This is a genomic window from Streptomyces misionensis (assembly GCF_007896895.1).
Lineage (GTDB): Bacteria > Actinomycetota > Actinomycetes > Streptomycetales > Streptomycetaceae > Streptomyces > Streptomyces misionensis_A.
This window is the reverse complement of sequence record NZ_VOGW01000006.1, coordinates 1-24,479: the sequence shown is the minus strand read 5'-3', so window position 1 is coordinate 24,479 and position 24,479 is coordinate 1. Positions and strand designations below refer to the sequence as shown.

The following is a 24,479-nucleotide window of genomic DNA, read 5'->3' as shown; positions in this document are numbered from 1 at the left end:
GCCGGCGCCATATGCCGGTCGTGGGGCCAGGCCGAGGGGCTCGCGCGGCATCGCGGCGAGGTGCGGGCCTCACCGAGGACTGCAGGGACGGTTCTGTGGTCGGGCACGGTCCTCGCGGGATGCCGTGCGCTCGGCGGAACCGCCCGCGAGGGCGAGTAGTCTCCGCCAGTCGACGGGCGGCGCAGGTGGCGGTACGCCCGGGCGGTCGCGCGGCAGCAGCACCCGCAGCGCGCCGGGCCGTACCGAGCAAGCGACCGGTGTGCGCAGCCACAGCGCCTCCCCGTCCACCGCGACCGGGATCCGCGCCTCCCCGGCCACCGATCTCTGCGGTCCCCCGGCCGTCACCTCGGCCCACCGCGCGGTCGTCACGGTGAGCCCCGACGCCTGCGAGCCCCGTACGGCCAGTTCCGCCGCCTGCGCCGCGTTCTCCACCCTGATCCCGATCACGCCCAGCTCACCGCCGTCGAGCACGGGCCGGCGCCCGCCGCCGCCCAGCTCGTCGGGGGAGGCGTACGGGTTGTTGCTGATCAACAGCGCCTGCTGGTCCGCGAGCCGGATGCCGTCCACCCGCGCGTCGAGCCGTCGCGCGCCCTCCCGGGCCAACAGGTCCGGCATCAGCTTCAGGGCGGTGCCCGTCTTGTCGTCGCGATACTCGGGGCTCTGCACGATGTCCGCGTACACACCGAAGGACACCGTGTTGACGAAGGGACGGCCGGAGACGTCGCCGAGGTCGACCCGGATCTCCTCGCCGTCGGTCAGGGCGTCGAGGCAGCGGGCCGGGTCGGCGCGGTCGAGGCCGAGGTCCATGGCGAAGTGGTTGCGGGTGCCCGCGGAGATCACCAGGAACGGCAGTCCGTGCTCGGCGGCGACGGCCGCGACCAGCGCCTGAGTGCCGTCGCCGCCGGCGACACCGAGCAGGTCGGCACCGTCTGCCACGGCCTCGCGGGCCAGTTCGCCCACGTCGACCGGGGCCGACGGGTCCAGCAGGATCACCCGTGCGCCCAGTCGCTCCGCCCGCTCCACGAGGCCGAAGCGGCCGACCTTGCCGCCCCCCGACTTCGGATTCATGATCAGCACCGCCCGCTTCGGGCGACGGGCGCGCGTGGGCCGCTGCGACCGGGGCGGCCGCGCTCGGTGCAGCGCCGCGCGACCGCAGGTCACCGCGGCCGCCCAGCACAGGCTGGAGAGCAACGCGATGAGCCACAGGCCGCTTCGCGCGAAGAACACCAGCACGCCGACCGGCGCCGCGACGGCCAGGAAGGCGCCGAACAGCCGCACCGGACCGCGCCGGGCCACGAACCACCAGAGGCCGGCGGCGCAGACCACCAGCCCGAGGACCCCGGCCGCGGCCACGAGCAGTCCGCCCCCGCCCAGCGCGAGCAGCAGCACCGCCACGGCGGCGATCGCTGCCACCACGGCGCACCGCGCGAGCCACCGGGCGGCCGGCCCGGACCGCGACCGCGCTCTTCGTGTCGTGTCGATGGCGTTCTCCCGAAGGGGTGCTGATCCGTCCCCGTCTCACCAGCCTGGCGCAGCACCGGTGGACGCGTGCGTCCCGGACGCCTGTACGGGTGAGCCGGTCAGTGGAGCGCGTCGATTCCCGGCGCGAAGGTGATGAGCAGCGGCAGCAGCGGGGCCAGTGCCGCCGCGCCGGCGATGAGCGTGCGTTGTCGCCGCCTGAGCGTCGGCGGGGGCGTGAGGAGACGGTTCACCCGGTCGTCGAGCAGGCGGCGGCCGGATGTGTGGGAGAGGACCCCGCGGTGCTGGTTCAGCTCGATGAGGGCCAGCGCGGTGGTGACATGCCCGCAGTGCCGGGCGGCGGTGTCGTCGGCGGCCCACTCCACCAGCCGATGCGTCTGTTCGCAGAAGTGGGTGAACAGCAAAACCCTCGGAAGCGCACCGGCCAGAGCGGCGGACACCTGCAGCAGCCAGTCATGGCGGGCGCGGGCGTGACCGCGCTCGTGCGTGAGGACGGCGTCCAGCTGGCGATCGGTCAGCCGGTGCAGCGCGCCCGTGGTGACGACCAGCCGGAACGGGCTGCCGGGCACCCACCAGACGTCCGGATGCTCCTCCTCCAGGACCAGCAGGGGGCCGCGGCCCGCGGGCAGGCCCGCGGGCAGTTCGGGCGCCCGCTCCCGCAGCCGGGCACGCGCCGCGCCCCGGGCCCGGCGGACCGCCCCGAGCTGCCCGACCAGCACGGCCACCGTCCAAGCGGCCCCCGCCGCCAGCAGCAAGGTGAGGGCCATGGCCCAGGCGGGGGCGGAGGACAGCCGGTAGGCGGCCACGACGCCGGGCGGCGCCGAGCCGAAGAGATGGTCGCGGACCGTACGGAAACCCGCGGCCAAACCCAGCACCAGCGCGGTCAGGCAGCTCAGCAGGGCGGTGGCGACCAGGCACTGCCACACCCACAGACCGAGCACGGGCCCCCGCTCCGGCCACACCGCACGGTTCAACGCCCGAGCGACCGGCACGGCAACCGCCACGCCGAGCACACAGAGCAAAAGCAGGCAACCGGTCATACCGGAACTCCGGTGGATCGTGACGACAGGCGGCCCGCGGCGGCCACCACTTCCGGGTGGTGCAAGTGTCTTGCGTCCATCTTTCCTCGCATGCGCCGAGCCCCGCGGGAGCGGACCCCGCGCCCTTTCCTTGCGTGGCGGAGGCTGTGCCCCAGCGTCAGGTGCGCCGTGCCGAGGTGGAGGTCCCCCCAGCACCATCCAGCGGGGTGCCCCCAGGAACGACTTGGTCCAGTGACTAAGTCGGTATAGTCGAACGAGTGGCTCATGTTTCCGCGGCCGAGCGCCGACCCCAGCTGATCAAAGCGGCCATCGCTCTCATGACGAGGGAAGGCGTGACCGCGGGCAGTACGCGTGCCATCGCCGCAGAGCTTGGTGTCGCCCAGGCGACGGTCCACTACACCTTCGGCACGAAGGAGGACCTCTACCGGGCGGTCATGGAGCAGCTGACCGGGGACTTGATCGCGCAGGTCGAGCGGGCGGCTCCGCAGGACGCGGGCTTCGAGGAGACGATCGCTGCGATGGCCGGCGCCCTGTGGCGCACGGTCGAGGTGGAGGCGAGCGGTTACCAGCTGCTGACGGAGCTGGCCATGCTGGCCCTGCGCACTCCTGGTCTCTCCGAAGCGCGTACGGCCCACTATCAGCAGGTCACCGAGGTCACGGAGCGCATCTTCGCCGAGACCGCGTCCCGCACCGGGTATGTCCTCGCTCAGCCCCCGGGCCTTGTCGCCCGGTTCTTCCTCTCCGGCATCGACGGCCTGACGATGCAACGTCTCTACGCCCCGGGGGAGCCTGCTGACAACACGGGGCTGCGAGCCCTGATCGCTGCGACGGTCGCGCTGGCCGGTGGCAAGCTCGAACTCCCGGACGTCCCGATCAGCTGACGGCCACGGGCGCCCGCACATCCGTGGCCGTAGCTCTCCGCGGAGCCGGTCAGCCGGCCCAGACGTCCTCGACATAGCGACCGGACTCGACGAGGCTGGTCAGCCAGCCTGCCGCCTCCCCCTCGTCCGCGCCCGTTCGCTCGCGGCAGATCGCCATGAACGCCTCGCGCACCGCGGGCGCCATCCTCCGCCCGTCGCCGCAGACGTAGACCTTGCCCCCGGCCTCCAGCACGGCCCAGACCTCGTCGGCTTCCCGGGCGATGCGCTCTTGGACGAAGCGGACACCGTCGACGGGCGCGTGCATGAAGGTGGGACGCATGCTGACGGCGCCGGCGGCCTCGGCCAGCTCGAACTCCTCGCGGTGGAGGTAGTCGACGGCGGGGTGGTCGCAGCCGAAGTAGCAGAGCAGGGTACCGGTGGCCCCCCTGTGGTGCCGGTCGAGGGCCGCACCGCGGAAGGGCGCGAGGCCGGTGCCCGCGCTGACCAGGATCACCGGGACGGACGGGTCCTCGGGGAGGCGGAAGGAGTCGCTGCACGGCAGCACCCTGGCCTGGACGAAGTCACCGGCCTTCACAGTCCGGACATAGTGTGAGGCGATGCCGCGGAAGGTTCCCTCGCCGCAGCGGTGGGGCGCGGCAAGGAGCGACACCATCAGGTCCACCTCGCCGGGCGACGCCTCGGCGGAGGAGGAGATGGAGTAATGACGGGGCCGCAGGACCGGCACCAGCTCCAGGAAGTGTTCGAAGGGCAGCTCGCAGGCGCGGTACTGCTCCAGGAGGTCCAAGAGGCTGCGCCCCTGTGAGGTCACCTGCTCACGGAAGTCCTCGGGCTCGGCGGTGGCGAGGGCGACCAGGGGCTGCTTCTCGGGCGGGCAGGCGGTGTACTCGGCGAGCACGGCCACCTGCTCCGGGGTGGCGGCGTCCTGGAGCTCGACGAAGTCGGTGAGGAGGCGGCGCAGGGTCAGCGGCCGGTCGACGGGCAGGGCACCCCGGCTGCGGCGCCGGGCGCGCAGGCGGACCGTGCGGTCCAGGTCGAGTCCGAAGCGGGCGGCGACCCGCTGGACGAGTGCCTCCGGGTTGCTCGGCAGGATCGCCAGGTGGTCGGCCGTGCGGTAGGTGACGCCCTCGGGCAGGCGAAGGCGAAGGAAGCGCTTGGAGCGGCCGAGTTCGTGATCGGTGTCGACGAGTTCGTAGGCATCGAGGACCTCCATGGGCTGCACGCCGTGCCGGGCGGCGAGGCCGCCGATGACCGAGTCGGTGGCGTCCTCCAGTTCGTAGAGGCCCTGGTCCTCCTCAGGCTCGGCGGCCGCAGCGGCGTCGACCGTGGCGTCGCCGTACCGCTCGAGGAGAGAGTTCCACAGGTCTGTGGTCCAGCGGTCGACCGTTCCGGCGAAGTCTCCGGAGGCGTCGGCCGCGCCACGGGCGAGGATGGGTACGGCGCCGGCCGCCGTGAGGCGTTCGTCGATGAGGGTGGGGATCCGCTGGTAGGTGGCGGCCCAGTTGCGGTCGCCGACGCCGAGCACAGCGTACGGGAGGCCGGCGAGCGAGCCGGGCTCCAGATCTTCCAGCCAGGCGACGAATGCGGCGGCGTCGTCGGTGGGTCGGCCGTTGTAGGAGGCGGCCACGATCACCAGTGGACCGGCGGCGGGATCCAGCTTCCCGGTGGCGTCGTCGAGGGACGCCACGGAGGAAGTGAAGCCGCGCTCCTCGCCTTCGTCCGACAGGTCGCGGGCGATGCCGGCGCAGGTGCCGAGGTTGGAGCCGTGCAGCAGGGTGAGTGCGGTGCCGGAGGCCCGCCGGGCCGTACCCGCGCTCTGTCCCGCCGTCGTCTCGCTCACCGTCACGGCGGCCCGGCGGCGCTCCTGGGTGGTGCGCCGGGCGAGCTTGAGCGTGAAGTCGTCGGGCTTGAGGGTGAGTGTCTGCTTGATCTCCAGCTGGTAGTCGGTGTGGTCGATCAGTCGGTAGCGGTGGACGAGCAGGCCCAGCAGAAGCGTGGCCTCGTGGAGGGCGAACTGGCGTCCGATGCAGGCTCGTTCACCGTTACCGAACGGCTTGAACAGGTGGACGGAACGCTTCTCCTCCTGCTCCTGGGTGAAGCGCTCGGGATCGAACAGCTCGACGTTCTCACCCCAGGCGGGGTCGCGGTGCAGAGCCGGGGTGAGGACCATCAGCGTCTCGCCCTTGCGGACGGCGTACTTGCCGCCGATGACCGTGTCCTGAAGGGGCTCCACCGCGAAGGCGGGGGCGGTCGGCCACAGCCGGAGGCTCTCGTTGAGCACCTGGCGGATGTAGGTGAGCTTGCCGATGTCACCGTAGTCGGGGTCGGGCGCCTCCGCGTCGCCCCACAGGCCGTCGACCTCGGCCTGCGCCCGCGCGAGCACTTCCGGGTGCTTGGTCAGGTAGTACAGGGCGAAGGACAGGGCACCACTGGTCGTCTCGTGCCCGGCGATGAGGAACGTGATGACCTGGTTGCGGATGTTCACATCGTCCAGTGGCCGGCCCGTGCGGGCGTCCGGGGTGTGCAGCATCCTGCCGAGCAGATCGCCGGTGCTGGTGTCGCCGGACCGCCTGCGCTGCCGGATGACCTCGTCGACGAGGTTCGTCATGAGCTTGACGTCCTGGCGGAACTGCTCGGAGCGCTTCCGCCGGAAGCGCTCCGAGCCGGGAATGGACTCTCCCTTGGCCTGGGTGAACGCCAGGGCCCGCGTCATGGCCTCCACGAAGGGGTGCGGGTCGTCCTGGCGGAACGATTCGAAGTCGTAGTCGAAGCCGCACAAACCGATGGTGTCGAAGGTCAGGCGGGTCATGTCCCCGGGGACGTCCACGGCACGCCCGCCTGCGGCCTGGTCCCACTTGCCGATCAGGGAGCGGGCGACCCGCAGCATCGTCGCGTGGTAGTCGCGCATCGCGCCCAGTGAGAACGCCGGCATGAGGATGTCATGCGCCTTCTGCCAGTTCGGCTCGTGGTTGAAGGCGGTGAACAGGCCGTCCCCGGCGAACTGGCGGATGTCGACCAGTTCAGGGTGCACGTTCTTGCGGAAGCGGGACTCGTCGGCCAGTTCCGTCACCAGATCCAGGCCGCCCACGATCACCAGCTCGGTCCCGAAGGCGCGGATCCGGTAGACCGGCCCGAGTTCCTTGACCTCTTTCATCATGTGGACGGTCGCGGCGAAGCCCTTCGGAAGCATGAGGGCGTGGCCGACCAAGGGCAGGGCCGGGCGCTCGGGCACCGGCTGGGCCGTGAGGACGGACGGCTGGGTCATGAGCGTGCCTTTCATTTCCGCATCAATCGGTCTCCCACAAACGTACAAGCGACTTTGTCACTCGACAAAATCGATTGATTGTGTCGAATGACACGACCATTCGACAGAACTAAAGGGAGCCCGCGAACGTCCCGTTCGGACTCGCTTGACGGCGACCTCGTCCATCGACAAGGTAGGGCGACATGGTCGATCGACAAACTCGACCGCAGCGAATCGCCACCGCCCCCACCGAACGAATCGAGGTTTCCGCCATGCGCACGAGCACGATGCTCGCCGGACGGCTCCACCTGGACACCCTCACCTTCGCGGTCGAAGAGGTTCCCGTGCCCGTACCCGGCCCCGGAGAGGTACTGGTCGAGGTACGCGCCGCCGGCGTCTGCCTGTCCGACGTGCACCTGATCGACGGCAGCATCAGCCCGTTCTTCCCCGTCGACGCCGTACGCGAGAGCGCCGCCGTCACCCTCGGCCATGAGGTCGCCGGCGTGGTCCACACCCTCGGCCCGGACGTCCGGGGCGCCTGGGCGCCCGGTCAGCCGGTCGTCCTCCAGGCCGGGCAGGCATGCGGGGAGTGCGAGGACTGCGTACGCCGCCGCACCTGCCAGCGGCCGCTGACCCGCGGCGTCGACTACGACGGCGGCTGGGCCCAGTACGCCCTCGCCCGCGAGGACACCCTCGTCCCGCTCCCCGACCACCTGCCCTTCGACCAGGCCGCGATCATCCCCGACGCCGTGTCCACCCCCTACGCAGCCATCGTCGAGGCGGGCACCGTACGGCCCGCCCAGGCGGTCGGCATCTGGGGCGCGGGCGGCCTCGGCGCCCATGCCGTTCGACTCGCGCGCCTGGTCGGCGCGGCGCCGATCATCGCGGTCGACCCACTGCCCACCGCACGTGAGCGCGCCCTCGCCTTCGGCGCCGATTTCGCGCTCGACCCGGCGGCACCCGACTTCACCCAGGCCATCGCGGGGGCCACCGCCGGACAGGGCGTGCACGCCGCGTTCGACTTCGCCGGCGTCGCCACCGCCCGCGCCCAGGCCACTGCCTCACTCAGCCCCGGCGGTGTCCTCGTCCTCGTCGGTCTCACCCCCGACCCCCTCACCGTCGCCGACAGCCTCGACTTCTGCTTCCAGACCCAGCAGATCCGCGGCCACTACGGCTCCGGCGACGACCACGTGGAGCAGCTCATCCGCCTGGCATCCGCCGGTCGCCTCGACCTGACCCCCTCCATCACCGCCCACGTTCCCTTGTCCGAGGCGGCCGACGCCGTCGCCCGCCTGGAGAAGAAGATCGGCGACCCGATCCGGCTGGTCCTCACCCCCTGAGGCCCCGCCTCGCGCGTCACCGCACCCTGAGGCGACTCGGCGTGCGGTGACGGTCACCGCGCACGACTCCGCGTTCACTGTCGGTCGATGACCCGGTACCGGCTGCTCGCGAGTGCGGCTGCGCCCTCCGCGCGACGATGCGGTCAGGCCGCTCCGACGGTCATCCGCATCATCGTGCGGAACCGGGTCCCGTGGGAGCAGGTCGCCTCCTTGTCGCGATGCTCGCCCAGGCCAAGGGCGCCACACCCGGCCAGGTCGCCCTCGCCTGGCTCCTCGCCCAGCACCCGTCGATCGTCCCGACCCCCGGCACACGACGCCTCTCCCGCGTCGAGGAGAACACCGGCGACCCGGACCGGCGGCCATGTCGCAGGCCGTCGGCCGCACACGCCTCACGCGTCGGGGCCATGGTCGAGAACTCGCGTTCGTCATCCGCCGTACAACTGCCGAGATTGAGCGGAGCGCTCCGCTCCGATAGATTGGCTGAAGGACATATCGTTCTGCCGAAGCGGAGGACACATGAAGACGACGAGCAAGCCGACCGCCCTCGTCACCGGTGGCAGCCGCGGTATCGGCGCGGCCACCTCGCGTGAGCTGGCGGCCCGCGGGTACCGCGTGGCTGTCAACTACTTCTCGAACCGTGAGGCCGCCGACCAGGTCGTCAAGCAGATCGAGGCCACTGGCGGCGACGCCTTCGCCGTGCAGGCCGATGTGCACGACCCCCGGCAGGCGGCAGGCCTGCTGGAGCGCTCCGCGGTCGACGGCCGGTTGGAGGTCCTCGTCTGCAACGCCGGCGCCCGCTTCACTCCGACCCCGCTTTCCCGCCTGTCCTGGGAGGACTTCCATGCGAAGGTGACGAACGAGCTCGCGTCCGTGTACACGCTCACCCAGCAGGCGCTGGCCGTCATGGGCGCCCAGGGCGGGGGCCGGATCGTGTACGTCTCCAGCGCTGTGGCCGACGGCCCGCCGACCGTGGGCATGGCCGCGCACGGCACCGCCAAGGCAGCGCTGAACACCTTCGCCCGCTTCGTCGCCTATGAGGCAGGCCCGCTCGGCATCAATGTCAATGTCGTGGCCCCCGGCTTCGTGCGCACCGAGGCCAGCGCCGGGCAGCCGGCCGAGTTCCAGCAGCGCCTGGCCGAGCACACCCCCTTCGGGCGGGTCGCGGAACCGGAGGACGTGGCCCGGGCGATCGCCATGCTCGCCGGTGATGACGCCGGATTCGTCACCGGGACTGTCGTCACCGTCGACGGCGGGCACGGCGTGGGACGCCGCTGAGGGAGAATGCCGCGCCATGGGTGACACGTACACAGGCAGACCCCGAGGCCGACAGCGGGAGGCGGACCGCAACGACGCCCGCCTCTTCCAGGCCGCGCGGGAGGTATTCGCCGAGCGCGGCTGGGACGCCCCCGTCTCCGAGATCGCCCGCCGCGCCGGGATCGGCATGGGCAGTCTCTACCGCCGCTATCCCAGCAAGGAACTGCTGGCCCAGCGCATGCGCATCGCCGGGATGGAGCAACTCGTCGCGCAGGCGCGCACGGCGCTCGGCGAGGAGCCCGACCCCTGGGCCGCCCTCGTTCGCTTCTTCCGCGAGGCGTTGACCGTCCAGGGGACAGGCGGTCCGCTCCTTCCTCTGGTCGGTGGCCGGCTGCCGGCCACCGACGAGGTGCTGGCCGTGGCGGAGCGGCTGCGTGCCGCCCTGGACGACCTGGTGGACGGCGCCCACCGAGCGGGGATGCTGCGCGCCGACTTCACGTCCGCCGACATCCCGTTGCTACTCGAACACCTCACCCCTCGCATCCCCGTCACCGGCGAGCGTGCCACCGCGCTGCACCTGCGCTACCTCGACGTGGTCCTCGCCGGGCTGCGCACCCCGGCCCCCGGCCCGCCCGCGGCCCTGCACGGCCCGGGACCGCATTGGGGAGAGCTCCAGGAACTGTGGAACGCGCCGGAAAGCTGACCCCGGCAGTGGCCCCGAACAGGTGCGACCGCCATGGTGAATTCCGGGTGTGGCCCCTTCTGCACGACAGCAAGGGGCCGTTCTCTCCGCGCGGCCTCCTGACACGCGCTGCGCTCGTCAGCGCAACAGGTCCTCCGCCCCCTGCGGAACCGCGACCGGCACTCGCGTGATCGCCACGGTCGTGTCCGGTCACGGTTCACGTGCCGGCTCTGTCACCCGTTCAGCGCCACGCACTCGCGGAGCGCCGGTTCCAGGCGCAACCGGGTGTCCTCGCGGTCGAAGACTTGGAGGGTGTCGAGGCAGTTGACGATCCACCGTGCCCCGTCCTCGTCATCGATCTTGAGCGCGACGGCGGTCACCGCGCCCTCCGGGTCGAGGAGGCCGCCCTTGAACTCGTCGTCGAGGGCCCTGTACCCGGCGGCCGGCAGCGGATCCGAGTACACGCCGGTCGCCTCGGCAAATCCGCGGGCCTCGGCCCGGTCCGTGCGGAGGCCGGCCAGGCGGCGCAACACCTCGTCGGGGTCGCCCAGTTCCTCATGCAGGCGGTGGGCTCGGTCCACCAGGAGCGGCCGGCCGCCGGTCAGGTCGTGGAGACGCGCCTGCGGACCGGTCGCGGCCAAGCCCCGGACCTCGGCGGGGGCGTATCCCCGCTGCGTCCGCAAGGGCAGCGCACCGTGACCCCGGGTCTGCCCTCTTCGGCCTTTCTCTTCGAAAGCCCCTGGGAGATGGTCGCTTCTCGAGACCGATGCGACAGCGCTCGTTCGAACGGATTCCTCATGCGGCGTGCCACAGAGTCCCGACGCGACCCCGACCGCGAACAGACCGGGTCACGCGGTCCCGTTCGTGTCACCGGTCCCCTTCCGGCGGGATCGCCGGGCGCCCTGCAAGGCTCGATCGGGAACGCCGCCGTCTCCCGCATGATCGCGCGCCAGCGGAACGAGGGCGCCGTCGCCCAGGCCTCCGGGGGCGGTGGGTCGAGCGGGCCGGACGCCGTACGGGAGGCCGCGAGCACGGCCGGACGCGGCGGCAGGCGGCTGCCGACCGGGATGCGTACGTCCATGGAGAACGCGTTCGGCATCGGTCTCGGCCACATCAGGGTGTCGGTCGACGAGCAGGCCGCCGCGGGCATCGACGCCAAGGCGTACACCGTGGGCGACAACATCGTCGTCCAGAACGCAAGCGTCCTGCGTGACGTCGAGACGATGGCCCACGAGATCCACCACACCACCCAGCGCGACGCGCCGAGCGGCCTCAGCGATCCGAACGGCAGGTGGGAGCGCGAGGCGTCCGACGTCGGGGCTCGGGTCGCGCGCGGCCAAAGCGTCCACCGGTGTGCCGCGGAGGGCGAGGAGCACGGGAGCGCGGACGCGGGCGCGATCCAGCGCCGGGTCGGCTTCGAGTTCGAGTCGCAGTGGCAGGTGCGGGATCACAACGGCCTCACCGACCAGGACGAGCGGGACTACCAGGCCGAGGTCTCGGAACGTGACGCCGTCATCGACGCGAAGATCCTTTGGAAGATTTCCGACCGGAAGCAGTACAGCGACCTCCGGGACGCGGCCGAACAGGACTCCGGGGAGGATCTGCGCGGCAAATGGCTCACGCCGCTGCCCGGGGGCGATCCCGACCAGTTCCGGCTCACCCCCGAGGGCAGCGCGCGGATCGCGCGGGCGAAGCGGGAGAACCTCGAAAGCTACAAGCGGCACGCGGCCGACGCCGTTCCGGCGCTGCTCCACAACAACCGGATCCGGGAGACCCCCCTCCGGGGCCGCGACGTCCCCAAGATGGGCACCCTCGGCAGTGGCACCGACTACCGGCTCACCTCGGACGTCAGCCCGACGGGCGGCTCGGCCCTGGAATGGGTGACCGATCCGCTCTCGACGAAGGATCAGCTCCTCCGGGTGATGAAGGAGATCACCGCCCTGTCGACCGCCCTGGACAGCCGGAAGGACGAGGAGTCCTTCGCGCTCGAAGAGGTCGACTCGGGCAGCTTCACGGCACTGCCCGGGATGGTGGTGTTCCCGTTGCGGGGCGCTCTCCTCTACGAGCCGCAGATGACCGGCGGCTTCAAGCTGGCCGAGCTGCCCCGGCTGGTGAAGTACCTCAATGTGCCGGCCAAGGCTCCCAGCATCATCGGTCGCTCCAAGCACGAACAGCGCAAGGAGGCCAAGCAAGATCTGCACCGGGACTCCGTCGCCTCGATCGACGGGATCCGCCGGCGGGCCGAGGAGCAGGCCGAGAAACTTCCCCGAGAGATCACCGGCAAGAAGCCGACGGCCGGGCTGGTCGGTCTGATCACCCTGATCGGCAGCTACCTTTCGTACGGCTCCAACCTGGAGGTCAATCCGAACTCGAAGTCGATCGCGGGCGGTCTGATGTCCCGCACCTCCTTCGCCCACAACTTCACGCTGCTGCCCGACCCGCTGCGAAGTCACTTCCGCGAGCATCCGGACATGTTTGCCGCGTTCGCCCTCAGAGCGGCCGGTCTCCCGGAGGACGGAAGCGAGCCCCTGTACAACAAGCCGGTCGCGCACGGGGACGCCGGCAGCCGCGAGACGAGGCAGATCCCGCTGACCCGCGCCGAATGGCTGAAGGGCATACCGGTCGGCAAGGACCTTCTGCGCAACTACAAGCACCTGACCGACGAGGAGAAGGAACAGGTCTCCGGCCACCGCGCGGACTGGGAGCACATCCATGGCTCCCTCGGCGCGCTGGGCACGGTGGAGGACAAAGTGGGCAAGCCCGGCAAGGAGGAGGTCGCCCTGGTGGCCGAGCTTCGCCGGATGAAGGAGCGGGTGCCCACCGCGGACCTCCTTCCCATCGCCCTCGCCGCCTTCGACCTGGTCCAGCGTCTCAACGAGGGGAAGTCCCCGAAGTACAAGAAGGAGTGAGGGCACTCGGCGGGGAGCGCAGTCGACCGCGTGCGGGGGCCCGCGGACGCGGAGCCGCCCGCAGGCCCGGCCACCCGTCAGAGGTGGGCGCGCAGTTGATCGAGCATGAAGCGGACGCTGGCTGCCGCCGAGTTGGGCGACACGGAGGCGCTGCGCCGGGCCGGTGTCCGGCCGGCCGCGGAGGGGCGTCTGGAGGAGGCCCTGGCCTGGTACGGGCGCGCGGCCGAAGCAGGCGGGCGCGCGGGTGAGCGCGTTTCCTCGAAGCGCAGCTCTGGTGCGAACGCGCGGCGGCCGACGGGAGCCATGCGGTGCTTCGGTGGGCTGCCGACCGGCTGACGACGGCGGACCGCTTGGACGACGCGCTCCCCCGGCACGAACGTGCGGCCGCCCGGGGCGACACCGACGCGCTGCAGGCAGCAGCCGGTCTTTGGCCGCCGCGGGCCGGAAAGAGGAGGCACGTGCCTGGTTCTGGCGCGCCGCCGATGCCGGCGTGAGCCTGCGCGGCGGCTGGTTCCCCGCCCTGGGGCGCGAACTCCTCGGCGACGAGGCCGACGTACTGCTGCGCCATGGGCGGGGCCCGGCCGGGCGCTTGGCACACACATGGCGGATGGAGTGCGAGCCGGAGGAGTAGTGCCGGTGTCCCAACTGTTCAGTCGGTCGCGCCGAGGGTCCGCGCGAGGGCGTCGAGGGTCACGTCGACGACGGCGCGGAGCTGCTCGGGGCTCGTTCCGGCTCTGCTCATGACGGCGAGGGACTGGTTCACGGCCGCGAGGTGGGCCGCGAAGGACTCGGCCGCCTCGTCGGGCAGCCGGCCGGCCTTCAGCGCGGCGCGCAGCCGGGTGTGCTGGAAGCCGATCGCCTCCCGTGCGCGCGCCGCGACGCTCGCGCTCAGCACCGGCGTCGCCATGACGGTCTGGGCCACCAGGCATCCGTCGGGCAGGCCGGGGTCCGCGATGCGTTCCAGCGTGACGTCGAAGAACGCCCGCGCGGCCGCCAGGGGCCGGTCGGCGGCGCGGGACAGCGCGGCGTCGTACTTGTCTCCGTAGCGCGTGGCGTAGCGCTCCAGGCAGCGGACGAAGAGCGTGTCCTTGTCGCCGAGGGAGGAGTAGATGGAGCTGCGGTTGAGCCCGGTCGCCCGGGACAGGTCGTCCACGGAGGTGTCCGCGTAGCCGGCCCGCCAGAACTGGATCATCGCGGCATCGAGCGCCGTGTCGACGTCGAACTGCTTCTTGCCTGCCATGCCGGCACTTCCCTCGTGCTCTGCGTTCTCGGTGAGACCATCATCCCATCTTGAACCGATCAGTTCAGGATGGGGTAGGGTGAAGGCGTGATCGTGGCCCGATACTCCGCGGACCACACAGCGCGGCAACACGCCCACCGCGTGCTCGCGGCCGGCGTCTGAGCGTCACCGACGCACGTGAAGGAGAACCATGAACGACCCCGCAAGCTCCCCCCGTGTCTCCGGCAACCCGGTCCGCGACCTGCCGCTGCCCGACCTGGCCGGTTTCATCCACCGTTGGGTGGACGCGGGCGGCGTCCGGCTGCACGCGGTGGAGGGCGGCCGGATGGACGCTCCGGCCGTCGTGCTGCTCGCCGGGTTCCCGCAGACCTGGTGGGCATGGCGCAAGGTGATGCCGAACCTGGCCGACCGGTTCCGCGTCATCGCGATCGACCTGCCGGGCCAGGGCCACTCCGAACGCCCGGACATCCGCTACGACACGCACACGGTCGCCGCGCACGTCCACGCCGCGGTCAAGGCGCTCGGAGTCCCGACGTACTGGCTGGCCGCCCACGACATCGGCGCGTGGGTCGCCTTCTCCCTCGCCTTGACACACCAGAACGAGTTGCGTGGTCTGGCGCTGCTCGACGCCGGCATCCCGGGCATCACGCTTCCCGACGCCATTCCGACCGACCCCGAGCGGGCGTGGAAGACCTGGCACTTCGCCTTCCACCTCGTGCCCGACCTGCCCGAGACGCTGCTCGCCGGCCGTGAACGGGAGTACGTCGGCTGGTTCCTGAAGGTCAAGGCCCTCTCCCCCGACACCTTCGACGACGCCGAGATCGAGCACTACGCCGCGTCCGTGGCCGCCGACGGCGGACTCCGCGCATCCCTGGCCTACTACCGGGACGCCGCCGAGTCCGCGCGGAAGAACCACGAAGCGCTGGACCAGCAGCGCCTGACGGTCCCGGTCCTGGGGATCTCCAGCAGCCACGGCTCCATCCCCGACATGGCGGCTTCCATCAGGCCGTGGGCCGACCACGCCACCAGCATCGTCGTGCCGGACGCGGGACACTTCATCCCCGACGAACAGCCCGATGCCGTCGCCGCCGCGCTGGCCGACTTCATCACCGAGGACGACTGAGACCCGGCGGAAGCGATGGAGGGGCCGTCTCTCGCCGGGGCCTCAGCCGCCGGGGGTGATCGGATCGGGGGCGGCGTCGAGCGCGTCGAGTACTGCGTCGCCGTTCGCCCTCGCCCACTCGGTCAGCATGTGGATCGGATCGATCAGCGTCGCCCCGAGCGGGGTGAGTTCGTACTCGACGCGGGGCGGCGCCTCGGCGTAGGCGTGGCGGCGGATGAGTCCGTGCGCCTCGAGCCGTCGAAGCGTCTGGGTGAGCATCTTGCGGGAGATGCCGCCGATCAGCTCGATCAGCTCGCCATGGCGCACCGGGCCCTCGCTGAGGCCGTAGAGCACGACCACCGTCCACTTGTCGGCGATCAGCTCGACCGCCAGCCGCGCCGGGCAGTCGGCGAGAAAGAAATCACCGGGACGGAAACCGTTCATGTGTCAAAGGTACGTGCGCCGTAGGTACCCGCTGGTTCCTGTCGGATCCATAGCCTGGGTTCTCTCCCCCCTCCCGAGCCAGGAGAGTCATGCGAGTCATCACCCAGCAGACGTTCGGCGGTCCCGAGGTGCTCACCGTCGTGGACGCGCCCGAGCCCCAGCCCCTTCCGAGCGAGGTCCTCGTCCGCGTCAAGGCGATCGGGCTGAACCCGCTGGAGGCGCGCCTGCGCGCCGGCGAGTTCCCGCTGCTCGGCCGGCCGCCGTTCGTCCTGGGCTGGGACATCAGCGGCGTGGTCGAGGAGGCGCCGGGGACATGGCGGTTGCGACCCGGTGACGAGGTGTTCGGGATGCCGCTGTTCCCGCGGGCGGCGAGGGCGTACGCCGAGGTCGTGTCGGCGCCGGCGTTGCACCTGGCGCGCAAGCCCGCGTCGCTCTCCCACGTCGAGGCGTCGGCGCTGCCGATCGTCGGGCTGACGGCCTGGCAGGGCCTCGTCGACCTCGCCGGCGTGACCGCGGGTGACCGCGTCCTGGTTCATGGCGGTGGCGGCGGGGTCGGCCACGTGGCGATCCAGATCGCGAAGGCGCTCGGCGCGTACGTGATCGCGACCGCCAGCGGGAGCAAGCGGGAGTTCGTCGAGGGGTTCGGCGCCGACGAGGTGATCGACTACACGGCGGTCGACTTCACCGAGGCGGTCCGCGACATCGACGTCGTGCTCGACACGATCGGCGGCGACACCGTCGAGCGGTCGCTCGGCGTGCTCCGCCCGGGCGGTCACCTGGTGACGGCGGTCGCCGAGGAGGACGCTGCGCTCGCCGCCGCGTACGCGGCGGCCGGCCTGCGCTTCAGCGGCATCGCGGTCGACCCCGATCCGGTCGCGCTGCGAGGTCTGGTCGATCTCGTGGAGCAAGGCAGGCTCCGGGTCCACGTGCAGGAGACGTTCCCGTTCGAGCGCGTCGCCGACGCGCACCGGCTGCTCGAAGGCGGTCACCTCCGGGGCAAGCTCGTCCTCACGGTCTGATCCCCTCGTGGGGAAGGCGCCACGCGGGGCGGATGCCGCCGGATGATCCTCGCCCCGCGAACGGCTCGCTCATGGCGGCGCTGCGGCGCGCCGGCCCACGGCACGACCGAGGTCAGGGGCCGGCGGGCCGAGCACCGTATGCCGGCGGCAGTGCGGCGCCGGCGTGGTTCAGAGCCGGGGTGCCGTCGGGACGGGTCTGCGCCGCCCTCACGGCGCGGCCCGGGCAGCGTCCCTGGCCGTCCTCACGCGGGCGTCCTGATGGGGTACGCCATGCGGGCGGGCCCGCTGACCGCTTCCCAGCCGGCCCTCACGCTCGGGGACGCCGCGGTCAGCTTCCTCCTCGGGGTGACGCTCTACGGGGAATCGCCGCGCCACGGACCGTGGGCGGCTCCCGCGCCCCTCGGCGTCGCGCTCGTCTCCTATGGCGTTCTCACCCTGTCCCGCACGCGCCGCCCGGAACGGCCGGGCACCCCGGCGGACGCCGATGGCCCGTCGTCGGGCTCCCGGCCGTGCCGCGCGGGGAAGGCCGGCGTCCTCGCGGGCACCGGCTGGGCGGAAGAGGCCCGCTCACGGCCTTCTCGCACGGCTTCCGTGGCTCCGCAGGGAAGCCTTCGCCAGGCCGCCGAGACCTCCTGGCACAGGGGTCCGAGCACGCCGTTCACCCGCTCCTGCGGTGCCGTACGCGCCCGCGTGATCGCCCCGGGCCGGCGCACGGCCCGCGACAGTGCACCGCGGGTGAAGCGACCTGGCCGACCTCGTTTGGGTCCGGCGACGGCGCGCCGTGTCCGGCGCGCACCCGGACCGCCGTCGTCGCGTCCACGACGCGTTCGACGGCGACGACCAGCGGCCACCATCTCGTCTCGCCGGATCGGGAGCCGACCGAACTCGGCGGTGCTGAGGGTGGGGCGAACGGCGGGGACGCCATGGCCGCCGCACCACGGACAGATGCGCGCAGCAACAGATACTTGCAGTCGCCTTATATTGACCCTAGCGCATATTTCAAATCATGGCTTATCCTGTATCTCAGCCCTCCCCGGAAGGAGACCCGGACCCCATGACCGCCACGGACCCCGCACTCACCGCTCTCGCCAGCGGCTGGGGCGCCCTCTCCCTCCTGCACGGCAAGATCGAGGCGCACATCGAGCGCGCCCTGCAGTCCCGGCACGACCTGAGCGTGCGGGAGTACTCGCTGCTCGACGTGCTCAGCCGCCAGCACGACGGCGAAGGCGGGCATCTGCAGATGAAGCAGGTCGCCGACGCGGTCGTGCTCAGCCAGAGCGCCACGACCCGCCTGGTCAGCCGCCTGGAGGACCGCCATCTGCTCTCCCGGTACCTGTGCCCGACCGACCGCCGTGGCATCTACACCGACGTCACCGAAGCCGGCCTGAAGCTCCTGGAGGAAGCACGGCCGACCAACGACGCCGCCCTCCGGGAGGCGCTCGACGAGGCCGCGAAGAACCCCGACCTGACCCCGCTGGTCGAGGCCGTGGAGGCGCTGGACGTTCCGGTGCGTCGGCAGTAGTCCGGGCGTGAGCACACACAAAAGCACCCGAATGGGCTAGTTCCCCGCGCGGTCCCCTGGTCCGGCGGGGATTCTTCATGGAGCCGTCCGAGTCGGTTCCGGCCGCCCAGGTCGGCTCCGACGGCCACCCGAGTCGGTTCCGGCCGCCCATGGCGCCCACCGGCGGGGTGGAGCGCGCCGGCGGACGTGGAGCGCGTCGGCGCGGACGACCGCCCGGCCCTGCGAGCCGTGGCGCGGCCCGCGACCCCTCCGAAGTGGCGCGAGAAAGGGAGCCGGAGCAGCCTCCCCGGACCGGTCCCCTCGGCCACCCTCGCCCCCGGCGGCACCCGTCCGCCGCCCCGCACCAGGGCAGGCGCGTCGCCGCCGGCGCCCTGACCCACCACCGCATCGACCGCACGGGCCGCCGCACGCCATGGGCCGAGTCCAACCGCACCGAGGTCCGAACGGACACCGGGGCGGCGTAGGCACGAACAGACGCGACCCGCCGCCGATGGGCCGCGACCACTCCCGAAGAGGTGTTCGCCCGACGCAGATCGATCTCAGTGGACGTACCGCGCTGGTCACCGGGTCGACGGCCGGAATCGGAGAGGCGACCACGAAGGCGCTCGCCTCGGCCGGGGCCGACGTCGTGGTCATCGGCCGCAACGCCGACCGTGTCGCCGAGACGGCGAAGCGGATCGGCGGCCGCGGCATCACGGCCGACGTGGGGACGGCCGAAGGGACGGCCGAGCTGATCCGGAAACCGCCCGAGGCCGACATCCGCCTCATCCGGCCCCACGAGGTGGCCGCCATGATCACCTACGTGGCGTCGGAGCAGGCCTCGGCGACCACGCGCAGGGCGCTCGGCGTCGACGGCGGTCTGGTGCCCACGATCTTCCCCTGAGACGGGTGCGACAGGGGGTGGGGGCACCACTTGCATTACAAGGCGTCTGCAATTATTGTCTTTACTCGTAAAACGCTCCTGCATCTATTGCAGGCGCCAAGCGCTGGGGCGTCCGTTCCGCTCCGGCCTCCCCCCACGCCGGGGTGCCAGTACCCCCGGCACCACTGATCGAAAAGGCACCATCATGTCGCTCAAGGAAATCCTCCCCGGCAAGCTCGGCTTCGGCACCGCGCCGCTCGGCAACATGTTCCGCGCGATCCCCGACGACGAGGCCCGTGCCACCGTCGAAGCCGCCTGGGACCAGGGCATCCGCTACTACGACACCGCCCCCTTCTACGGCGCCGGCCTCTCCGAGCAGCGCCTGGGCCAGGTGATCTCCACCAAGCCGCGCGACTCCTACGTCCTGTCGACCAAGGTCGGCCGCGTCATCCTCGACGAACTGGAGGAGGGCGCCCGCGACCTCGGCGAGAAGGGCGGGATCTTCGAGCACGGCAACCCCAACAAGATCGTCCACGAGTGGACCGCCGACGCCACCGAGCGCTCCATCGAGGGCAGCCTCAAGCGCCTGGGCGTCGACCGTCTCGACATCGTCTGGGTCCACGACATCGCCCAGGACTTCCACGGCGACCTGTGGGTGCAGAAGTTCGAGGAGGCCCGCACCGGCGCCTTCCGCGTCCTGTCCCGCCTGCGCGACGAGGGCGTCATCAAGGCCTGGGGCCTGGGTGTGAACAAGACCGAGCCGATCGAGATGACCCTGGCCCTCGACGAGCCGCGGCCCGACGGGTTCCTGCTGGCCGGCCGCTACACCCTCCTCGACCACGAGCACGCCCTCCAGCGCCTGCTCCCGATGGCCCAGGAGCAGAACGTCGACATGGTCGTCGGCGGCCCCTACAGCTCCGGCATCCTCGCCGGCGGCGCCCACTTCGAGTACCAGCAGGCCCCGCGGGAGATCGTCGAGCGCGTCGAGCGCCTGAAGGCCTTGGCCGCCAAGCACGGCGTCGGCATCAAGGCCGCCGCGCTGCAGTTCTCGCTGGCCCACCCGGTGGCCGCCGCCGTCGTCCCCGGCGCGACCCGCCCGAGCCGGATCGCCGAGGACGTCGCCGCACTGAACGAGACGGTCCCCGCCGCGTTCTGGCACGACCTGCGCGCCGCCGGTCTGGTCAGCCCGGCCGCCCCGCTGCCCAACGGCGCCTGATCCCCGAAGTCCTCACGCCAGTACCAGAATCCCGGAGAAAGACCATGGCCTCCACCTCCGTCAGCCGCACCGTGCCCGCCTCCCCCGAGAAGGTGTGGAGCCTCATCGGCGGCTTCGACGCCCTGCCCGACTGGCTCCCCTACATCCCCGAGAGCACCCCGCTCGAAGGCGGCCGGGTCCGTCGGCTGAAGAACCCCGAGGGCGACGTCATCATCGAGCGCCTCGTGGACTTCAACGAGACCGAGCGCCACTACAGCTACGCCATCCTCCAGGCGCCCTTCCCCGTCAACGGCTACGTCTCCACCATCCGGGTCCACGCGATCCCCGGGCGGGAGAACGCCGCCGAGGTCCAGTGGTCCGGCCGCTTCAACCCCGACGGCGCCACCGAGGACCAGGTCGTGGAACTCTTCACCGGCATCTACCGCGACGGCCTCGACGCCCTGCACGAGACCCTCGCCGCCTGACACGGACCGGCCGGCCCGTCGGGCACCGGACCGCACAGCCCGGGCACGCACCCCGCGTACCCGGGCCGCGGTGGGCCCGCAGCCGTGGTCCCCGTGTCCCCTGCGGCCGGCCCCGCCGGCACGTGTCCATCGTCCGGCCGCTTCCCGCAGAGTCCGCGTCAGACGCCTCCGGGACCACGAGGGCCGGCCGAGGAAACGGTGGCAGACCGTGGTCGCGCACGGGCACCCGAACTCCGCCCGTGGTCTGGGCGCGTGGCCGCACGGCCCTGCACTCCTGGACTCGCCGATCCGGTGAGCCGCCACCGCGCGGTCCCCGTTCGGCCCAGGGCCAAGGACCGAACGGCGACGCGACCGGGGACCGACGCGCCCGGCGCCCGCCTGTTCCTAGGCTCCGGGTCACGAGACGTCATCGACACCCACCGACCGGAGGTTCCCATGCCGTCGTCGAAACGACCCTCGCCGGTGCGGGGGCGGCAGCTGCCGATCTGCCGCACCTGCGCGGTGCAGTACGCGGAACCGCGCGAGGACTGCCCCGTCTGCCTGGACGAACGCCAGTACGTCGGCTGGGACGGCCAGCAGTGGACCAGCCTCGCCGAACTGCGCGCCGAGGGCCACCGCGGCAGGCTGGAGGAGGAGGGGCCCGGGGTGATCGGCGTCGGCACGGAGCCGGCGGTGGGGATCGGCCAGCGCGCGCTGCTGATCCGCTCGCCGGCCGGGAACGTGCTGTGGGACTGCCTGGGCTACCTCGACGACGAACTCGCCGCCGAGGTCGAGCGGTTGGGCGGGATCAGCGCGATCGCCGTCAGCCATCCGCACTTCTACGGCACCATGACCGAGTGGGGCCGCGCCTTCGACGCCCCGGTCTACGTCCACGCCGCGGACCGCGAGTGGGTCCCCCGGCCCGACGGGGTGGTCGAGTACTGGTCCGGTGACACCCATCGGATCGCGGACGGGCTGACGCTGATCAACGCGGGCACGCACTTCGCCGGGGGCACCGTGCTGCACTGGGCCGACGACCCGGACGGGCGGGGCGCGCTGTTCAGCGGCGACATCTTCATGGTGGTGGCGGACCGCCGGTGGGTGAGCTTCATGTACAGCATCCCCAACTTCGTCCCGGAGCGGCCGCGCACCATCCGCCGCGCGCTCGCCCTGGTCGAACCCTTCGAGTTCGCGCGCGTCTACGGGGCGTTCTGGGGACGGGTGGTCACCCACGGCGGGTCGGAGGCCGTCCGCCGCTCCGCGGAGCGCTATCTGCGCTTCGCCCTGGACGACGGCCCCCGCTGACCGGAACGCGCGAGCGGCGTCGTCCGGGAGCCGGGCCGCCCGCCCTCGGCGGGGCGGGCGGCCCGGAGCGCCGATGCTCAGGGCCGGAACCAGCGGCGGACGGCCGCGCGCAGCCCGGCGAGGTCGGTGTCGTCGGGGCGGGGCGAGTCGCCGGCCCAGGCGACATAGCCGTCGGGGCGGACCAGCAGTCCGGTGAGGCCCTCCGGGCCGCGCCGCGCGACGACGTGGTCGACGGCGTCGCCGTCATCGCCCAGGGACTTCGCCAGCGACTGCTCCTCGGTCAGATCGAGGAGGAGCGGGCGGGCGTTCCTGGCGAGTTCGGCGAGCCGGACCTTCTTCGTCGCGGTGACCAGCTCCAGCTCGGGGGCGAAGCGGCCGACCGCGGGGTGCGGGTCGGCGAGGCCCATGTCGTAGCGCACGTCGCTGCCCGCGACCAGGGCGGCGAGGTGGCCGACGACCTGCTCGTGGGTGAGCAGTTCGGCGAACAGTTCGCGCAGGGCGGTGGTGTCGCTGCCCGGCGCGTCGAGTGCGGACTGCGCCTGCGCGTTGAGCACCATGCGGCGGGCGGCCCGGCGGCGTTCGGTGTCGTAGGTGTCGAGGAGGCCGGGCGGGGCGGTCTCGTGCAGCGCGGCCGCGAGTTTCCAGCCGAGGTTGGCGGCGTCCTGGAGGCCCAGGTTCAGTCCCGGACCGCCGCCGGAGGCGTAGACGTGGGCGGCGTCGCCGACGAGGAAGACCCGGCGGTCGCGGAACCGTTCGGCGACCCGGGTGTTGCCGCCGTCCAGCCGCCGCAGCACATGCGGGCCGGGCCCGGTGGGCGGGCCGAGCGGCACCTCGACGCCGAGCACCCGGTGGACACTCGCCCGCATCTCCTCCAGGCTCATCGGCCCGGTGCCGGGGGGCTGGTCCCACTCGGTGGTGCTGATGAGCGGGGGCAGGCCGGGGAACGGCGCGTAGGAGAAGCCTCCGCGGTCGGTGCGGTGCGGCAGGAAGGGCAGCACCGGTCCGTGGCCGGGGATGACGAGCGCGCCGCTCGCCGGGTCGATCCAGTCGGCCGGCACGGTGGCGTGGGCGGAGCGGTTGGTGCGCCGGTCGTACCCGACGCCGGGGAAGCCGATGCCGGACAGCTTGCGGATCACGCTGTGCGCGCCGTCCGCGCCGGCCACGAAGCGGGCGCGCAACCGCCGGACGCCGTCGGGCCCTTCGGCCTCCACCGCGACGCCGTCCTCGTCCTGGGCGACGGAGGTGACCCGTTGGCCGCGCCGTATCTCGACGCCGAGGTCGAGGGCGCGCCGCTCCAGGACCTCGACGATGCGGTGCTGCGGGACGGCCAGGCCGAAGACGGGGCTCCGCGCCAGCAGACCGAGGTCGAGGCCCATGGCGGCGAACATGACGTAGGCGGAGTTGGGTTCCGGGGGCTCCGCGCCGCCGCCGAGCGGCTCGTACAGGCCGCGGTGGTCGATCAGGCGCACCACCTGGCCCAGCAGTCCATTGGCCTTGGGCTCGGTGGCGGGCGCCGCGTGCCGCTCCAGGACGAGGGGGCGGATGCCGGCCAGGCTCAGCTCGCAGGCCAGCATCAGCCCGTTGGGGCCGCCTCCCACGATGATCACGTCGGCTGTCACGGTCGGGTCTCCTTGCGATGGAGGGAAGAGGTGCCGCGGAAGGCCGGTGGCCCGCGCGTCGGATCAGGGGACGGGCAGGCCGGCGGACAGCTGCGCGAAGACCTGGGCCAGGACGGCGCCGAGCGGCGCGGTCTCCTCGGCGCGCAGGCTGTGTTCGACGGCGACCGCGGTGCCGGCCGCGACCGCCGCCGCGACCAGCTTCGGGTAGAGGTCGTGCTCGGCGTCGGTCCCGGTGCGTCGTGCGACGGCACCGGCCAGTGCCTGCTGGGCGGCCGCGTTGGCCTTGACGATCTCGCCTGCCAGCGCGGGCTCGGTGAGCATCAGCCGCACTCCCTCGCGCCAGCGGTCGTGGTGCGGCGCGGGCGCCGCCGCGGCGCCCGCCGGCACGAACTGGCCGAGGACGGCGTGCAGCAGCGAGTCCCACAGCGGTTCGCCGGCCGGGCGGGCGAGCAGTTCGTCGGCGACGCGCAGCATCCGCTCCACGTGCCCGGCGGCGATCGCCTCGGCCTTGCCCGTGAAGTAGTTGCGGAAGGTGCGCACGGAGACGCCGGCCTCGGCGGCGATCTGCTCGATCGTCACATCGGCCCAGCCGCGCAGGACGCACAGCCGGATCGCCGCCTGGCTCAGTGCGGCCCGGGTCTGCCGTTTCTTGCGTTCGCGGAGCCCGGGCTGCTCGGTGGCGCGGTCCTCGTCTGCGGATGCCATGCGAGCACCCTAGATTCAAGTTTGCCTTTTCGGCAATCTTTCCGCTTCGGCAATTTTTCAGCTCCGCTGCGGGACCTTCCACGGGTTGTCGTCCCGCAGGGGGGCGGGAGCAGGTGCCGGGGCCAGGACTGGCAGGCGACCGGCCGCAGGAAGCGGTCGACGGCGGCGGTGCCGAC

Annotated in this window: 22 protein-coding genes and 1 pseudogene; 15 read left to right on the top strand and 8 right to left on the bottom strand. The window is 72.2% G+C overall.

The window, feature by feature from the left end:
* Positions 1-69: 69 nt before the first annotated feature.
* Together FRZ03_RS01120 and FRZ03_RS01115 are read right to left on the bottom strand one after the other, a co-directional pair.
* Complete coding sequence (locus FRZ03_RS01120; protein WP_398659454.1) at positions 70-1,413, bottom strand: diacylglycerol/lipid kinase family protein; 1,344 nt, start codon at positions 1,411-1,413, stop codon at positions 70-72.
* A gap of 167 nt (positions 1,414-1,580) precedes the next feature.
* Positions 1,581-2,519, bottom strand: coding sequence for a M56 family metallopeptidase (locus FRZ03_RS01115; RefSeq protein WP_146463153.1), 939 nt, complete (start codon positions 2,517-2,519; stop codon positions 1,581-1,583).
* Between the two features lie 257 nt (positions 2,520-2,776).
* Here FRZ03_RS01115 and FRZ03_RS01110 point away from each other — a divergent pair, with 257 nt between their 5' ends.
* Positions 2,777-3,400 (top strand): TetR/AcrR family transcriptional regulator, encoded by a 624-nt coding sequence (locus FRZ03_RS01110; RefSeq protein WP_146463151.1) that lies wholly within the window; start codon positions 2,777-2,779, stop codon positions 3,398-3,400.
* Between the two features lie 49 nt (positions 3,401-3,449).
* On the opposite strand, the gene FRZ03_RS01105 is transcribed toward FRZ03_RS01110, so the two are convergent.
* On the bottom strand, positions 3,450-6,662 hold the full coding sequence (locus FRZ03_RS01105; RefSeq protein ID WP_146463149.1) for a bifunctional cytochrome P450/NADPH--P450 reductase: 3,213 nt from the start codon (positions 6,660-6,662) through the stop codon (positions 3,450-3,452).
* A gap of 251 nt (positions 6,663-6,913) precedes the next feature.
* Between FRZ03_RS01105 and FRZ03_RS01100 the strand changes: the two genes are divergently transcribed.
* From FRZ03_RS01100 to FRZ03_RS01085, 4 genes and pseudogenes are all read left to right on the top strand, one after another.
* Positions 6,914-7,981 (top strand): zinc-binding dehydrogenase, encoded by a 1,068-nt coding sequence (locus tag FRZ03_RS01100; RefSeq protein WP_146463147.1) that lies wholly within the window; start codon positions 6,914-6,916, stop codon positions 7,979-7,981.
* Between the two features lie 212 nt (positions 7,982-8,193).
* A pseudogene (locus tag FRZ03_RS39955) lies at positions 8,194-8,322 on the top strand (aldo/keto reductase); the annotation flags it as partial.
* A 175-nt stretch (positions 8,323-8,497) separates the two neighbouring features.
* On the top strand, positions 8,498-9,256 hold the full coding sequence (locus FRZ03_RS01090) for an SDR family oxidoreductase (protein WP_146463145.1): 759 nt from the start codon (positions 8,498-8,500) through the stop codon (positions 9,254-9,256).
* A 16-nt stretch (positions 9,257-9,272) separates the two neighbouring features.
* The gene (locus FRZ03_RS01085; RefSeq protein WP_146463144.1) at positions 9,273-9,938 is read left to right on the top strand and encodes a TetR/AcrR family transcriptional regulator; all 666 of its coding nucleotides are present in this window, start codon (positions 9,273-9,275) and stop codon (positions 9,936-9,938) included.
* Between the two features lie 212 nt (positions 9,939-10,150).
* On the opposite strand, the gene FRZ03_RS01080 is transcribed toward FRZ03_RS01085, so the two are convergent.
* The gene (locus tag FRZ03_RS01080) at positions 10,151-10,558 is read right to left on the bottom strand and encodes a hypothetical protein (RefSeq protein ID WP_261398451.1); all 408 of its coding nucleotides are present in this window, start codon (positions 10,556-10,558) and stop codon (positions 10,151-10,153) included.
* A gap of 297 nt (positions 10,559-10,855) precedes the next feature.
* On the opposite strand from FRZ03_RS01080, the gene FRZ03_RS01075 reads away from it, so the two are divergent.
* The 3 genes from FRZ03_RS01075 (at position 10,856) to FRZ03_RS38730 (ending at position 13,457) form a co-directional block, all read left to right on the top strand.
* On the top strand, positions 10,856-12,826 hold the full coding sequence (locus FRZ03_RS01075) for an eCIS core domain-containing protein (protein WP_186785210.1): 1,971 nt from the start codon (positions 10,856-10,858) through the stop codon (positions 12,824-12,826).
* 105 nt (positions 12,827-12,931) lie between these two features.
* Positions 12,932-13,162 (top strand): hypothetical protein, encoded by a 231-nt coding sequence (locus FRZ03_RS01070; protein WP_146463139.1) that lies wholly within the window; start codon positions 12,932-12,934, stop codon positions 13,160-13,162.
* Positions 13,163-13,316: 154 nt separating this feature from the next.
* A complete protein-coding gene (locus FRZ03_RS38730) occupies positions 13,317-13,457 on the top strand; it encodes a hypothetical protein (protein ID WP_186785209.1) in 141 nt (46 codons plus the stop codon).
* 18 nt (positions 13,458-13,475) lie between these two features.
* Here FRZ03_RS38730 and FRZ03_RS01065 read toward each other — a convergent pair whose 3' ends face one another.
* Entirely contained in the window at positions 13,476-14,066 is a 591-nt protein-coding gene (locus tag FRZ03_RS01065; RefSeq protein ID WP_146463137.1) for a TetR/AcrR family transcriptional regulator, read from the bottom strand.
* Positions 14,067-14,256: 190 nt separating this feature from the next.
* Between FRZ03_RS01065 and FRZ03_RS01060 the strand changes: the two genes are divergently transcribed.
* Complete coding sequence (locus tag FRZ03_RS01060) at positions 14,257-15,189, top strand: alpha/beta fold hydrolase (RefSeq protein ID WP_146463135.1); 933 nt, start codon at positions 14,257-14,259, stop codon at positions 15,187-15,189.
* Between the two features lie 42 nt (positions 15,190-15,231).
* Here FRZ03_RS01060 and FRZ03_RS01055 read toward each other — a convergent pair whose 3' ends face one another.
* Entirely contained in the window at positions 15,232-15,612 is a 381-nt protein-coding gene (locus tag FRZ03_RS01055; RefSeq protein ID WP_146463132.1) for a winged helix-turn-helix transcriptional regulator, read from the bottom strand.
* Between the two features lie 89 nt (positions 15,613-15,701).
* On the opposite strand from FRZ03_RS01055, the gene FRZ03_RS01050 reads away from it, so the two are divergent.
* The 6 genes from FRZ03_RS01050 (at position 15,702) to FRZ03_RS01015 (ending at position 21,979) form a co-directional block, all read left to right on the top strand.
* Positions 15,702-16,631, top strand: coding sequence for an NADP-dependent oxidoreductase (locus FRZ03_RS01050; protein ID WP_146463129.1), 930 nt, complete (start codon positions 15,702-15,704; stop codon positions 16,629-16,631).
* 1,054 nt (positions 16,632-17,685) lie between these two features.
* Entirely contained in the window at positions 17,686-18,153 is a 468-nt protein-coding gene (locus FRZ03_RS01035) for a MarR family winged helix-turn-helix transcriptional regulator (protein ID WP_146463122.1), read from the top strand.
* Between the two features lie 490 nt (positions 18,154-18,643).
* Positions 18,644-19,036, top strand: coding sequence for an SDR family NAD(P)-dependent oxidoreductase (locus FRZ03_RS01030; protein ID WP_146463118.1), 393 nt, complete (start codon positions 18,644-18,646; stop codon positions 19,034-19,036).
* A gap of 184 nt (positions 19,037-19,220) precedes the next feature.
* A complete protein-coding gene (locus FRZ03_RS01025) occupies positions 19,221-20,231 on the top strand; it encodes an aldo/keto reductase (protein ID WP_146463116.1) in 1,011 nt (336 codons plus the stop codon).
* Positions 20,232-20,275: 44 nt separating this feature from the next.
* Positions 20,276-20,695 carry an SRPBCC family protein gene (locus FRZ03_RS01020; RefSeq protein ID WP_146463114.1) on the top strand — a complete coding sequence of 140 codons (420 nt, stop codon included), beginning with the start codon at positions 20,276-20,278 and terminating at the stop codon, positions 20,693-20,695.
* A 435-nt stretch (positions 20,696-21,130) separates the two neighbouring features.
* The gene (locus tag FRZ03_RS01015) at positions 21,131-21,979 is read left to right on the top strand and encodes an MBL fold metallo-hydrolase (protein ID WP_146463112.1); all 849 of its coding nucleotides are present in this window, start codon (positions 21,131-21,133) and stop codon (positions 21,977-21,979) included.
* 77 nt (positions 21,980-22,056) lie between these two features.
* Here the strand turns inward: FRZ03_RS01015 and FRZ03_RS01010 are convergent, their stop codons facing one another.
* Positions 22,057-23,598 (bottom strand): FAD-dependent monooxygenase, encoded by a 1,542-nt coding sequence (locus tag FRZ03_RS01010; protein WP_146463110.1) that lies wholly within the window; start codon positions 23,596-23,598, stop codon positions 22,057-22,059.
* A gap of 63 nt (positions 23,599-23,661) precedes the next feature.
* Positions 23,662-24,303, bottom strand: coding sequence for a TetR/AcrR family transcriptional regulator (locus FRZ03_RS01005; protein ID WP_146463108.1), 642 nt, complete (start codon positions 24,301-24,303; stop codon positions 23,662-23,664).
* Positions 24,304-24,479 lie beyond the last annotated feature (176 nt).

Excerpts from the sequence above, each read along its gene's own strand:
- FRZ03_RS01085 (WP_146463144.1), top strand. The coding sequence starts at position 9,273 with ATGGGTGACACGTACACAGGCAGACCCCGAGGCCGACAGCGGGAGGCG.
- FRZ03_RS01015 (WP_146463112.1), top strand. The coding sequence starts at position 21,131 with ATGCCGTCGTCGAAACGACCCTCGCCGGTGCGGGGGCGGCAGCTGCCG.
- FRZ03_RS01030 (WP_146463118.1), top strand. The coding sequence starts at position 18,644 with ATGGGCCGCGACCACTCCCGAAGAGGTGTTCGCCCGACGCAGATCGAT.
- FRZ03_RS01025 (WP_146463116.1), top strand. The coding sequence starts at position 19,221 with ATGTCGCTCAAGGAAATCCTCCCCGGCAAGCTCGGCTTCGGCACCGCG.
- FRZ03_RS01105 (WP_146463149.1), bottom strand. The coding sequence starts at position 6,662 with ATGACCCAGCCGTCCGTCCTCACGGCCCAGCCGGTGCCCGAGCGCCCG.
- FRZ03_RS01115 (WP_146463153.1), bottom strand. The coding sequence starts at position 2,519 with ATGACCGGTTGCCTGCTTTTGCTCTGTGTGCTCGGCGTGGCGGTTGCC.
- FRZ03_RS01050 (WP_146463129.1), top strand. The coding sequence starts at position 15,702 with ATGCGAGTCATCACCCAGCAGACGTTCGGCGGTCCCGAGGTGCTCACC.
- FRZ03_RS01075 (WP_186785210.1), top strand. The coding sequence starts at position 10,856 with ATGATCGCGCGCCAGCGGAACGAGGGCGCCGTCGCCCAGGCCTCCGGG.
- FRZ03_RS01065 (WP_146463137.1), bottom strand. The coding sequence starts at position 14,066 with ATGGCAGGCAAGAAGCAGTTCGACGTCGACACGGCGCTCGATGCCGCG.
- FRZ03_RS01070 (WP_146463139.1), top strand. The coding sequence starts at position 12,932 with ATGAAGCGGACGCTGGCTGCCGCCGAGTTGGGCGACACGGAGGCGCTG.
- FRZ03_RS01055 (WP_146463132.1), bottom strand. The coding sequence starts at position 15,612 with ATGAACGGTTTCCGTCCCGGTGATTTCTTTCTCGCCGACTGCCCGGCG.
- FRZ03_RS01035 (WP_146463122.1), top strand. The coding sequence starts at position 17,686 with ATGACCGCCACGGACCCCGCACTCACCGCTCTCGCCAGCGGCTGGGGC.
- FRZ03_RS01090 (WP_146463145.1), top strand. The coding sequence starts at position 8,498 with ATGAAGACGACGAGCAAGCCGACCGCCCTCGTCACCGGTGGCAGCCGC.
- FRZ03_RS01005 (WP_146463108.1), bottom strand. The coding sequence starts at position 24,303 with ATGGCATCCGCAGACGAGGACCGCGCCACCGAGCAGCCCGGGCTCCGC.
- FRZ03_RS01020 (WP_146463114.1), top strand. The coding sequence starts at position 20,276 with ATGGCCTCCACCTCCGTCAGCCGCACCGTGCCCGCCTCCCCCGAGAAG.
- FRZ03_RS01100 (WP_146463147.1), top strand. The coding sequence starts at position 6,914 with ATGCGCACGAGCACGATGCTCGCCGGACGGCTCCACCTGGACACCCTC.
- FRZ03_RS01060 (WP_146463135.1), top strand. The coding sequence starts at position 14,257 with ATGAACGACCCCGCAAGCTCCCCCCGTGTCTCCGGCAACCCGGTCCGC.